We start from the raw sequence: 11,017 nt of genomic DNA, 5'->3' as shown, positions 1-11,017 counted from the left end.
TCCTGACGCACGCGCCCTACCGCTATGGTCATCTGAACTACTCCTTAAAGACATCTAAATGAATGAGGACGTTAATGAAACTACAAAGTTTGCCTCTTCGAAGCAAGAGCGGAGCCTAGGTATAAAGACTCAACCCTCGGGTCTTTTGCCTCAGTTTCCTTGAACGGCTCTTTGGCGAGAACTGCCTGGGAACTTTCCAGTGGGTTAGAATTCCCAGCGCTCCAAGACCCTATCGAGAACCGTTTCCAGGGCTCACGAGGCCCAACAGAGCATTCGAGAGCCACCGGACAAGTTTTACGGCTGTAGGCATTACAATTTAGCCTATGCCGGTAAAGACTTGTAAATTGCTTTCATTATAGAGGTGGATAGCCGGATCTTATCAAGTCCAAGAGAACGCCTGTTTTTCCAGGAGCTAGGTTTGGGTCGCTACACCGCTGGAGTGAAGGCCAGGGCTGGGGATCCGATATCCTGAGAAGGCGATGTAACCCATGTGCGAGGAATCTAATCTATGGCTGGCGAGATCTTCACCACTGCTGGACTCTGCATTGTGCTGACCCTGGTGGGTGTGGCGCTTGGATACGGGATCCTGAGGGTGACCCAAGGGTGGGCAGAGTGAGGGTTCTCCAAAAGCCCTCCCTTCAGTTGTCGGGGGTTTCTCCCGATCCCGCTCGGCCCTTGTCACAGCCTCGTGTCAATTGGCCACCTGGATGTGAAGTGGGTGACGAAAAGATGATAGGCCCATGAAGATTTGTGTTGTTGGCGCTGGGGCGGTGGGAAGTCACTTGGCCATATGCCTGGCTCGGTCTGGCTTTCCCGTCAGTGTCGTGGCCCGTGGAGCTCACCTGCAGGCCATCCGCACCCAAGGTCTGAAGCTCATCCGGCAGGGGGATCCCTCCCAAACCTGGGTGGAGCACTTGACGGCCACCGACGACCCGGCTGCCCTGGGCCCACAGGACTGGCTGATAGTGACGGTCAAGGCCCACAGCTTGCCGCAGCTTGCCCCTCGACTGGGATCCCTGTGTGGCCCCGACACCCCCATTGTGATTGCCCAGAATGGTATCCCCTGGTGGTACTTTTACCGGCATGGGGGCGAGTTTGAGGGGCATTCCCTGACTTCCGTGGATCCAGAAGGGGTTATCGCTGCTCATTTGCCGATAGAGCGGGTGATTGGCTGTGTGGTGTACATTGCTGTGCAGTTGGCAGAGCCAGGAGTGGTCTTGCACACAGGGGGTGGGCGCTACATTCTGGGGGAGCCGGATGGATCCCTGTCAGGGCGGTTGCAGTCCTTGGCCGCCATCTTTGAACAGGCGCAGCTTGCCACCACTCTCACCTCGCAGATTCGGGCCGAGATCTGGCAGAAACTGTGGGGCAACGCCGCCTTCAATCCCATCAGCGCCCTCACCCGAGCTGCTCAAGATGAGATCGCTCAGTACCCACCCACCCATGCTTTGGTTCGGTCGGTGATGCGGGAAGTTGAGGCTGTAGCCCAAGCTCTGGGGATCCGGCTGCCGGTCTCTTTGGAAGAGCGGCTAGAAGATGCAGCCCGCGTGGGATCCCATCGCACCTCGATGCTGCAGGATGTTGAGCTGGGGCGACGGACGGAGATCGAGGCCATTGTGGGAGCCATCACCGAGCTGGGGCGTTTGGTGGGGGTGCCCACTCCCCATTTGGATACCCTGTACGCTTGTGTCAAGCTGCTGGAGCGCTCTCTTTAAGGAGCTTTTGCAGGAAGCGGTAGCGTCGCTACCGAACGGCAGAGAAACGATTCGTTTGCTGGATCCCAGACTCCCCTTGGGGAAGTGGCTCGAACTCTAGAATGGCTGTAGCCTCGAACTGACGAGGAAGCTGAAGGTGGCTGTCCATTTTTCTCCGACTCAACCCAACTGAAATCACAGCATTTGAATTAGCAAATGATGATCGAAAACTCCATCGTGCTCATCACCGGAGCCAGTAGCGGCATTGGGGCCGCTTGTGCCACCCTTTTTGCCCGTTCTGGAGCCCGCCTGATTCTGGTGGCCCGCCGTCAGGATCGGCTGCAGGAACTGGCTGGGGAATTGCAGCAGGCTTACGGCACTCCTTCCTACCTGCTGGCTTTGGATGTGCGGGATGGGGCAGCCGTGCAGCAGGCGCTTCAATCTTTGCCCTCGCCGTGGGCCAACATCGACATCTTGGTCAACAATGCAGGTTTAAGTCGTGGCTTGGACAAGCTCCACATGGGGGCCTTGCAAGACTGGGAAGAGATGATCGATACCAACCTCAAGGGTCTGCTCTATGTTACCCGCGCCGTTTTGCCCGGCATGGTGGAGCGAGGTCGAGGCCATGTGGTGAACATCGGCTCCATTGCCGGTCGGCAGACCTACCCAGGTGGCGCTGTGTATTGCGCTTCTAAGGCCGCCGTGCGGGCCATCTCCGAGGGGCTGAAGCTGGATTTACTGGGCACCCCCATTCGCGTCACCGAGATTCAGCCGGGCCTGGTGGAAACCGAGTTCAGCCAAGTGCGCTTCCGTGGGGATCGCGCCCGCGCGGCAGCAGTGTATCAGGGCCTCACCCCCTTGACGGCGATGGATGTGGCTGAAGTGGTGGTGTTTGCGGCAACCCGTCCCCCCCACGTGAACATCAGCGAGATCTTGCTTGTGCCCACCGACCAAGCCAGTACCACCCTCGTACATCGTCGATAAGAGGCCGGCAACCGGGCTTTCGCCTCCACTCTTGCTTCCCTGAGCGACAATGGCAGCAAAGGTGGTGGGAACATGGGACTGGAAGCCGGGATCCTGATCGGGCTGGGAATCGGTTTGCTTTGCACGTTGCTCCTGCTGTGGCAGACTCGGCGCCGTTTCAGACGCGAATTGCAGCGGTTGGGATCCCTGGTGCATCTGGCCATGCCCCTCCACTCCCTGGAACAGATGCTCAGCTTGCTCAGCCGTCATCTTCGCCAACAAGATCTGGATTGGGCCAACCAAAAACAGCAACTGCAAAACTGGCAATACCTGGGTCAGCGGCTCCCTTGGGGATATCTGCGGGTGGACGAAAACAACGTGGTGCTGGAGTGCAATCCTGCCGCCCAGCGTCTGCTGCGCATCAGCCAATGGCAGCCGGGCATCAAGCTCTTGCTGGAATGGGTGCGCTCCTACGAGTTGGATCAGCTCATCGAGGCTACCCGCCGACAGGAGACCGCTGCTCCTGTCCAAAGTCGCGAATGGATTTTCTACCCTTCCGGTGGGGATGGCAAACCGATTCCGCTGCGGGCTTGGGGGTTGCTCCTGCCGCAAGCGCACGTGGCCATTTTTTTAGAAGACCGGCTGGAAGCAAAAATGCTGGCCCAACAGCGGGATCGCTGGGCTTCGGATGTGGCTCACGAGCTGAAAACCCCCCTCACCTCCATTCGCTTGCTGGCCGAAACTTTACAAAGCCGGGTCGATGCTGCTCAGGCAGTCTGGGTGGAACGATTGCTAAATGAAACTCTGCGCCTGAGCCGTTTGGTTCAAGACTTGCTCGAACTCAGTGCCCTCAATTTGGGAGCCGCATCCCGCTCCCAATGGCGTTGGGTGGATCTGGCAAGTTTGGTGCGCGAGGCCTGGCAAAGTGTAGAGCCGTTGGCCAAGCCTCGACACCAGGAACTGCACCTGAGCGGATTGTCCCAGATTTACCTCTGGGGAGATGAGCAACGCCTATACCGCCTCATCCTCAATCTCTTGGACAACGCCGTCAAGTATGGCAAGCCCGACTCTCCTATCCACGTGGTGCTTTCGGAGCAGGGATCCCAGGTGCAGTTAGAGGTGTACGACCACGGCCCCGGCCTGCCAGAGGATCAATTTGAGTTGGTCTTCCAGCCCTTTTACCGCACCGACACTGCGCGGGCCCGCAGCAAAGGCGGAACCGGCCTAGGGCTGGCAATTGTGCGGCAGATTGTCGAGGTTCATGGGGGCACCATCCAATTGCGCAATCACCCACAAACCGGTGGGCTGTGGGTTCAGGTGGAACTGCCCCGGAAGCACCTGGATCCCTTGTGAAGCCTATCCGAAAACGCTCGCATCAGTGGCCTGCAGCCGGAGTCTGGCCGAGAATCGCTCAAGATTTCCCTGCTGCAGGGCTATCCATCTCAGGGGTGATCCCCTAGAATTGGGGTAGGTAATCTTTACAGTTCATCTTAAGCAGGCATTCGGAATGGGTACTGACTATCATTCCGCAGACTTGTTGTCCGAACGGGAGCTGCAGGTCATTGAGTTGATTGCAGCAGGACTGACCAATCAGGACATCGCGGAACGCCTAGAGATCAGCAAGCGCACCGTTGACAATCACATCAGCAATATTTTGAGCAAGACCCGAACGGCAAATCGGGTGGCCTTAGTACGCTGGGCCTTGCAATGGGGAAAGATTTGCCTAGATCAGGTCAATTGCTGCACTTTGGTCGATGACAAAATTGCTTAGTCCCATCCCATTTTGCCGGTCAAGTGTCCAGCAAAGAGTGTTGAGCGGGGGGTTTTGGTGACTGTATTGCCCAGAAGTTATAGTCATTTCAATGAGGAATGAAACTGTTCCGTTGCAGTGCTTTCTAGCTCTTCTCTCTCTTAGGGAGAGGGATTGGGGGGCTCGCGGAAGTGATGCGGAGCATTTGGGCGACACCGCGGAGTAGTTAGGAAGCGTCTTAATCTAACTTGAAGTGACTATACTTGAGTTGTTTTGAGCTACGTTGATTGGGTTGTCATACGTGAGCGTCCCCAAGCTGAAACGCTACGCTGTTCGCTACGATTCTATGCCCCTGATGGTTTATCGGGAATTGGCTGCCCATTTGGCTTGTGTTTCAGGGGTGAAAACGGAGCTGGAGTGGAAAAAAAACTCCACCTTTCGCTACCAAGACAGCCAAATAGAGGCGCTCCATATTTATCAAGAACCCGATGCCGACATAGAACAAATTAAGCGTATTCTTGACCACTATGGAGCGTGGCAGCATAGCCCCTTGGAAGACTAGCCTTCTCTACAAACAAAAAGCGCTCCCCGGATGATTCCTCTACAAGTTCTAAGACAAAACTGCCTCAGTGAGGAGTTTGACCCGGGGCAGGTGCAGTTATCGAATAAATAGGCCTAGATTGAACACGTGACATTCTCTGCACCAAAGCTTTTCCATTGGGAGCGCCGATAGGGATTGTGTAGACATTTTCCTGGTTGGCCAGGTACTGCATGAGCGTCTTCAGCAGCGGCGCGCTGGGCCATCTTGGGCATCCATACGCGCACGTGCAAAAAAACTGTCCCTGGATAGGCATTGGCGGCCAACTTCTCTAGGCTGGCTTTCGTCAGAGTATAGTTCTCCTCTGCTCAGCCTTGGCCTCCAAAGATCAAGGCAATCCCTTCCATCCCCTTGACTGCTTCACAGCCGCGTGCAGCCCTCAGCATTGGCCAGATCTACCACTCTGCAGGGTCGAGATCCATGCGTCGCTGAATAGAAGACGCCTAGCCTTTTCAAAGAAAGTAGAGATCCCTGGAAGCAGGGATCCCCTCAAAGTTTCCTGTAGAGCCTAGACAAGATTATAGTGGGAGGTAGCCACTTGGCAACCAATCAATCTCTATCGATTGGCCTGAAGCTGATGGGTCGCGTGTAGCTTGCGAGCCAATCCCAACCGCGCCAGAAGCCAAATGGCCCAGTAGGTCATGTCAATTTCCCACCAGCGCAGACCTGCTCTGGCACACTTCGGGTCCGAGTGATGGTTGTTGTGCCAGCCTTCACCATAGGTTAGAATGGCCGCCCACCAAAGGTTACGAGCATTGTCATTGCTCTCGAAAGTCCGGTAACCCCAGAAGTGGCTGGCCGAGTTGATTAACCAGGTGCAATGCAGCAGCAGCACTGTCCGCACGAAGATACCGTACACGACGAATGACCAGCCCCCCAGCAGGTAGAGTATTGCAGCCAACGGCAGTTGCAAAAGCAGAGCATACCTATCCAGCCAGCGGTAGAAGGGATCCCGAGCCAAGTCGGGCGCAAAGGCAAAATACTTCTCAGGGTTAAAAAATTCTTCGCGGTGGTAGATCAGCCAGAGTATGTGGCTCCACCAAAAGCCCTTACGAGCAGAATAGGGATCCTTCTCCTCGTCTTCGGTAAAGGCGTGGTGCTGACGGTGGCCACCCACCCAAAAGATCGGCCCCCCTTGAACGGCCAGGGCACCGAGAGTCGTGAAGACATATTCCAGCCACTTGGGCACCTGGAAACTACGATGGCTGAGCAGGCGGTGGTACCCCAAGCAGATGCCTAAGCTGCCGAAACACCAGTGGAGAAATAGGGCTACTCCCAGAGCGGGCCAGGAGAAGAAGAAAATGCCTCCCACCAAAGCCACCACGTGAAAGATGGCAAAGAAGAGCACATGTTCCCAAGCAAACCGAAAGGACTCTTGGGGCTCGGGCTGAATGAGCGGAGCGGGATGATTCAGCGATTGGCGAGAAAAAGAAGTGGTCATGAACCCACAAAACCTCAGAAGAAGAAGTAGACTAGACTGACTAGGAAAGAGCCAAAACACAAAGCCCAAGTTAAGGCCGCCGGATAACAGCGGCCCAACGTGAAAACGGAGTCAAACCCCTGAAGACACCGCCATAGCCAGCGGTGACTTGCTATGTGCTCCGCTGTGATGAACTTGGCTACACAGGAAGAAGAGGAGCAGAGGCAACGCTGCCGACATCCTCTCGCTTGACATTAAGCCTAGCGGTATTCCACCGTAAATGCAAGCGTCACTTGCAGCCCGCCGCAATTCTTCAGGTTTTCTCCTCACTATGGCACGTCCTTCTTCTCGGCAAAGGCTGCTGAATGCGGCTCGGGAGCTGTTCGTTCGTCAGGGCATCACCCAGACCACCACCCGTCAAATTGCGGATTTGGCCGGAGTGAATGAGGTCACCCTGTTTCGGCACTTCGGCACCAAGCAAGGGTTACTCCTGGCCGTATTTGGCGAGTTGGGGGTTTTTTCCGGCATTGCCGATCTGCCTCTGAAGGCGGATCCCGCCCCCTCTCAAGGTTCTGGGTTGCAAGCCATTCTCCTGCGCTATGTCCACACCTGTTTTCGGGCTTTGGCCGATAATCCTGAACTGGTGCGCTCCCTGGTCGGGGAGGCTGGCCTTTATTCTGAGGAACATCGTCGCGCCTTGCGGATGGGTTTTTCTCAGGCCCAAGAACAGCTGACAGAGTATTTGCGGCGATTTCCCAACTCTGAGTTGCAATCTGTCGAGCCAGATCGCCTTTATGCAGCCGTTGGGGTTTTGCATGTAATGATTTTGGGAGCAGCAATGTTGGCGGTAACTGCCGAGTTGCCTTCCGTTGGCGCCGACGGAACCGAGCCCTCTGTTGAGGGGCAGCTATCGGATGAAAAATCTAAAAAATCAGAGAAAGGCGCCGAAACCGCCAGGATCCCCCCCCTTCTGCAAGCCTGCGTGGAGCTGTGGATGGCAGGCGTGACCCAACAGAGACCAGATAGAAAAGAGAGGAGGTTGTAAGCCGGGTTCTGTAGTGCAGAGTTGCACTGGCGATCATCCATCTGGGAGTGATGTTGCCATCACCCTCTAGCGGCTCACCACCATCGAGAGCACCCTTCCCCACTTTGGGTACCGTGACCTCGATGCAACCGACAGGGGCGAAGAACAGCCATAGTCCTGCGGCTGCGGCCTTGCTTTCCACCGGGGTTTACCGAGCCAACGCCTCACGACGTTGCTGGTGGGCTCTTACCCCACCTTTGCACCCTTACCTGTGCTGGGATCCCAGCCATCGGCGGTATGTTTCTGTGGCACTATCCTCGCGGTTACCCGCACTGGGCTTTCCCCAGCGGTGTGTTCTTCTGAAAGCCCGGACTTTCCTCATCCCGCTGTCTGGTGGCGACAGCAAGGACGCGATCGCCTGCCCCTCCTCTCTCTTCAGCTCGATCCTACTGCATCTTCCAAACCTAGAAAATCCCGGAAATCGGTACAAACTCCACTTGATCGGGAATGTTGGGGGCCAGGTGTAAGATTTGCCGGTTCAAATCCATCACCACAGCCGCTACGCTTTCGGTGCGATCCCAGGCGGGCAGATGGGGATCCGGATGGCGGCAGATGCAGTGGGGGGCATTCGTCCGGTCTTGTAGGATTTTTTGAAGAGCGACCGCGTCTAGGGTTCCCGTTTGAGCACTCTGGCGAAGCAAATGATAGGCCCGTTCTAGCCTTGTGGAGGATCCTATATGGGGGGGCAGCTCATCTTCTCGCAAGGCCGGATCCAGGAAATGATTGGTGTGGGCGAGGATCCCTCCTTGAGGGAGATGCAGGCCAATTCCTCGTGGACTGATTTCAAAGCTGATTGCACTAGCGGGCTGTAGGCCTACCGCCTGTCCTGCGGTACCCGCAACGCTGACACAAGAGGACGCGGTGTAAGGATAGGATCCCACCCTCTCCACAGCTTGCTGCCACTCCTCACACTCCAACAACAAGCGCAATAGCAAATGCACCGGCATTCCCTCGGTTTGCCCATCTAGGGTAGAGCGCAAGAGGTTGAGGGCCACGGCCAACCCTGCTTGATTGAGGCCAATTTTGGCCAGGATCCCAGCTTCGGTCAGGGTGAGGTAGGCAGGGTGGGTATCGGAGCGAACGCACAACAGCACACAGGCCCTGCGCTGCTCCCCGATCCAATCCCAGGTTTGGGCCAAGTAGGTGTGGTGGGTGGAGGTAGCCTGGGGCAAGGCCGCCAGGGTGGTGCATTCTCCCCCATCCGGGTTGGCTTGGGCTGGATCAATGAGATCAATCCCCTTGAATTCATGAGCAGGATCCGGTGGGTGCTGGGGCACCCCGTTTTGGAGATTGTGTTCCAGAGCAGCGGCGCAGTCGGGATGGGATCCCCTGGGAACCGATCTGGATAAAATCTCGGTGCGCAAATTGAGGGCCAGAATCTCGGCGAAACGAAAGCCACTCCCCGCGGCAATGCCTTGGATTTCTTCCAGCAGGTGGGGCACGTGGCGCTCTAGCCAGGGCAGGGATCCCTCTGCTTGGGTCTGGGCCTGCTGCCAGGTGAGACCACAGCGGTAGGCAAATTGGCGGGCGTAACTAGCAATGCTGTGGCGAATGAGTTGGGCCGCCTGGGATCCATACTGTTGGCCTCGTTGTTGGGGATCCCCCTGCAGATGAAGAATGGGGAACATGGTGCTGGTTTGCCCGTGACCTCAATAGGTGGGCAGGGAGGGATCCACCTCACAAGCCCAAGCGTGAATGCCGCCGCTGATGTTATAAACCTGGGTGAACCCGTTGGCCTGTAGCCACCGGCTCATCTGAGCAGAGCGGATGCCATGATGGCAGAGCACAAAAGTTGGCTGATCTGGATCCAGCTCTGTGAGGATCCGTTCCCTCCATTCCTCGTACCGGCTCAAGGGGTAGTTGCGAAAGCCTAAAGCATTCAAATTCACCAGCTCCAGCTCTGCCGGTTCCCGCACATCGATCAATTGCAGAGGCCCAGCCTCGGGATCCCGTAGGTGTTGAGCCATCTGTTGCGGCGTAATGGAACGGATGGAAGAGGACATCAATCGACTCAAGCCTACACGGATCCCCTCTCAAGATACACCGGCTCAATGGCTGCCCTGAGACTGCCTGCAAGGGTTAAGATGACACCTTGATTTGGGCTTAGCCTGTGTATGGCTGTGCAGCGCTTTTTGATCGACACGGATACGGCGGGAGATGATGTCACCTCGTTGCTCTTTGGGTTGCTCTGGCCCAACAGCAGTGTGGAAGCGATCACCGTCTGTGCTGGCAATTTGCACCTGGAACAATGCGTTGAAAATGCTCTCTATACCCTGGAGGTGGCGGGAAAAGCTGGGATCCCGGTCTATCCCGGGGCCAGCAAACCCCTGGTGGGCAAGCTGGTTACAGCGGCCTACGTCCATGGAGAAGACGGCATGGGCAATTCTTTTTTCCCCAAGGCCAGGCAGCGCCCGGAATCGCTTTTCGCCCCGACAGCCATTGTGGAGCTGGCCAACCGCTGGGCCGGAGAGCTGCAGATTATCGCCCAAGCCCCCCTGACGAACCTGGCTCTTGCCTTGGCTCAGGATCCCAACCTACCTCACAAAGTGAAAAAACTCTGGATCATGGGTGGCACCAACCATGCTCTCGGCAACATCACACCGGCTGCCGAGTTCAACTTTTACGTGGATCCGGAAGCGGCCAAAAAGGTGTTGCAGGCTGGATTTGAGGTGGTGCTGTCCCCTTGGGATCTGGCGGTCAGCGATGGCTTTTTGACACGAGAAGAGCTAGAACCGATCCTCTCCCTGGATACTCCCCTCAGCCGCTTTTACTTAGCGGTGAACCGGGTGGCCTGGGAGTTCAACCGCTCCCATCCTGAAGGGGGAGGTCTTGACGGCATCACCCATCCCGATTCTTTAACCATGGCCATGGCTTTGCAGCCGGAACTGATTGGCCAAAGTTCCCGTCACTATGTGGACGTGGAATGTTGCGGAGAGCTAACTCGCGGCTATAGCTTGGTGGATCGCCTAGGCATTCTGGGTCGGCCTGCCAATGCTGAGGTTGTGCTCAGAGCGGACAAAATGGCTTTTCGAGAGATGCTAATCAAGCTACTGGGGCGATAGGAAACCATCATGATGCGCAAAACCTTGGGGATCTCTTGGGTATTAACGGGGATATTGACGGGGCTGTTCGTTCTCAGCAGTGCCGCTCAGCCTCAAATACGGGTGGGTATTGCCTTTGGAGAAGGGGGCAAAAACGATCGCAGCTTCAACCAATCGGCGGCAGAAGGGGCGGAACGCGCCAAGCAGGACTTTGGAGTGCAGGTGTTCGACTTTGAGCCGACGGATCCCTCCCAACTGGGGCCGGGGGTACGCAAGTTTGCCGAAGAGGGGTTTGATGTGGTGATTGGGGTGGGCTTTGCCCTGGAACCGGCTGTTACCGCCAGTGCCGCTGAGTTCAAAGAGGTGAAGTTCGGCTTGGTGGACGCAGTTTCCCCCGAAAAAGACAACGTGGCCAGCCTCCTCTTCCGAGAACATGAGGGATCCTTTTTGGTGGCTACATTGCCGGC

12 protein-coding genes, 1 other RNA gene and 1 pseudogene are annotated in these 11,017 nt (G+C 56.5%); 9 read left to right on the top strand and 5 right to left on the bottom strand.

All coding sequences use genetic code 11. The features are described 5' to 3' along the window. Positions 1 to 508: 508 nt before the first annotated feature. The 6 genes from NW856_RS06945 to NW856_RS06920 all read left to right on the top strand — a co-directional run bounded on the left by NW856_RS06945 (position 509) and on the right by NW856_RS06920 (position 4,969). Entirely contained in the window at positions 509 to 616 is a 108-nt protein-coding gene (locus NW856_RS06945; RefSeq protein ID WP_414399622.1) for a PetM family cytochrome b6-f complex subunit 7, read from the top strand. A gap of 124 nt (positions 617 to 740) precedes the next feature. Further along, entirely contained in the window at positions 741 to 1,715 is a 975-nt protein-coding gene (locus tag NW856_RS06940) for a ketopantoate reductase family protein (RefSeq protein ID WP_414399621.1), read from the top strand. A 195-nt stretch (positions 1,716 to 1,910) separates the two neighbouring features. After that, positions 1,911 to 2,678 (top strand): SDR family oxidoreductase, encoded by a 768-nt coding sequence (locus tag NW856_RS06935; RefSeq protein ID WP_414399620.1) that lies wholly within the window; start codon positions 1,911 to 1,913, stop codon positions 2,676 to 2,678. A gap of 72 nt (positions 2,679 to 2,750) precedes the next feature. Next, positions 2,751 to 4,010, top strand: coding sequence for a sensor histidine kinase (locus NW856_RS06930; protein WP_414399619.1), 1,260 nt, complete (start codon positions 2,751 to 2,753; stop codon positions 4,008 to 4,010). A gap of 154 nt (positions 4,011 to 4,164) precedes the next feature. After that, positions 4,165 to 4,428, top strand: coding sequence for a helix-turn-helix domain-containing protein (locus NW856_RS06925; protein ID WP_011432496.1), 264 nt, complete (start codon positions 4,165 to 4,167; stop codon positions 4,426 to 4,428). 280 nt (positions 4,429 to 4,708) lie between these two features. Further along, positions 4,709 to 4,969: a hypothetical protein gene (locus NW856_RS06920; protein WP_414399618.1), complete on the top strand. Its 261-nt coding sequence runs from the start codon at positions 4,709 to 4,711 to the stop codon at positions 4,967 to 4,969. A 592-nt stretch (positions 4,970 to 5,561) separates the two neighbouring features. On the opposite strand, the gene NW856_RS06915 is transcribed toward NW856_RS06920, so the two are convergent. After that, the gene (locus NW856_RS06915) at positions 5,562 to 6,446 is read right to left on the bottom strand and encodes an acyl-CoA desaturase (RefSeq protein ID WP_414399617.1); all 885 of its coding nucleotides are present in this window, start codon (positions 6,444 to 6,446) and stop codon (positions 5,562 to 5,564) included. A 259-nt stretch (positions 6,447 to 6,705) separates the two neighbouring features. Between NW856_RS06915 and NW856_RS06910 the strand changes: the two are divergent. Continuing rightward, positions 6,706 to 6,864: pseudogene (locus NW856_RS06910) on the top strand (TetR family transcriptional regulator); the annotation flags it as partial. A gap of 45 nt (positions 6,865 to 6,909) precedes the next feature. Here NW856_RS06910 and NW856_RS06905 read toward each other — a convergent pair. The 4 genes from NW856_RS06905 to NW856_RS06890 all read right to left on the bottom strand — a co-directional run bounded on the left by NW856_RS06905 (position 6,910) and on the right by NW856_RS06890 (position 9,524). After that, positions 6,910 to 7,242, bottom strand: a complete 333-nt coding sequence (locus tag NW856_RS06905) for a hypothetical protein (RefSeq protein ID WP_414399616.1) — start codon at positions 7,240 to 7,242, stop codon at positions 6,910 to 6,912. A gap of 209 nt (positions 7,243 to 7,451) precedes the next feature. Further along, positions 7,452 to 7,881: RNase P RNA component class A (rnpB, locus tag NW856_RS06900), an RNA gene on the bottom strand. 32 nt (positions 7,882 to 7,913) lie between these two features. Then, positions 7,914 to 9,137: a C45 family autoproteolytic acyltransferase/hydolase gene (locus NW856_RS06895; RefSeq protein ID WP_414399615.1), complete on the bottom strand. Its 1,224-nt coding sequence runs from the start codon at positions 9,135 to 9,137 to the stop codon at positions 7,914 to 7,916. 21 nt (positions 9,138 to 9,158) lie between these two features. Further along, positions 9,159 to 9,524 carry a rhodanese-like domain-containing protein gene (locus tag NW856_RS06890; RefSeq protein WP_414399614.1) on the bottom strand — a complete coding sequence of 122 codons (366 nt, stop codon included), beginning with the start codon at positions 9,522 to 9,524 and terminating at the stop codon, positions 9,159 to 9,161. A 99-nt stretch (positions 9,525 to 9,623) separates the two neighbouring features. Here NW856_RS06890 and NW856_RS06885 point away from each other — a divergent pair, with 99 nt between their 5' ends. Both NW856_RS06885 and NW856_RS06880 read left to right on the top strand, forming a co-directional pair. Next, complete coding sequence (locus NW856_RS06885; protein WP_414357935.1) at positions 9,624 to 10,571, top strand: nucleoside hydrolase; 948 nt, start codon at positions 9,624 to 9,626, stop codon at positions 10,569 to 10,571. Positions 10,572 to 10,580: 9 nt separating this feature from the next. Further along, on the top strand, positions 10,581 to 11,017 hold a 437-nt coding region (locus NW856_RS06880; protein WP_414399613.1), incomplete at its 3' end, for a BMP family lipoprotein.

It is taken from the genome of Synechococcus sp. R3-13 (assembly GCF_047462195.1).
Classification (GTDB): Bacteria; Cyanobacteriota; Cyanobacteriia; order Thermostichales; family Thermostichaceae; genus Thermostichus.
The sequence above is the reverse complement of the archived record's forward strand: the minus strand, read 5'-3'. Positions and strand labels throughout refer to the sequence as shown.

Coding starts and splice junctions, on each gene's coding strand:
- NW856_RS06945 (WP_414399622.1), top strand. CDS start 509: ATGGCTGGCGAGATCTTCACCACTGCTGGACTCTGCATTGTGCTGACC.
- NW856_RS06940 (WP_414399621.1), top strand. CDS start 741: ATGAAGATTTGTGTTGTTGGCGCTGGGGCGGTGGGAAGTCACTTGGCC.
- NW856_RS06935 (WP_414399620.1), top strand. CDS start 1,911: ATGATGATCGAAAACTCCATCGTGCTCATCACCGGAGCCAGTAGCGGC.
- NW856_RS06930 (WP_414399619.1), top strand. CDS start 2,751: ATGGGACTGGAAGCCGGGATCCTGATCGGGCTGGGAATCGGTTTGCTT.
- NW856_RS06925 (WP_011432496.1), top strand. CDS start 4,165: ATGGGTACTGACTATCATTCCGCAGACTTGTTGTCCGAACGGGAGCTG.
- NW856_RS06915 (WP_414399617.1), bottom strand. CDS start 6,446: ATGACCACTTCTTTTTCTCGCCAATCGCTGAATCATCCCGCTCCGCTC.
- NW856_RS06905 (WP_414399616.1), bottom strand. CDS start 7,242: ATGCAAAACCCCAACGGCTGCATAAAGGCGATCTGGCTCGACAGATTG.
- NW856_RS06895 (WP_414399615.1), bottom strand. CDS start 9,137: ATGTTCCCCATTCTTCATCTGCAGGGGGATCCCCAACAACGAGGCCAA.
- NW856_RS06885 (WP_414357935.1), top strand. CDS start 9,624: ATGGCTGTGCAGCGCTTTTTGATCGACACGGATACGGCGGGAGATGAT.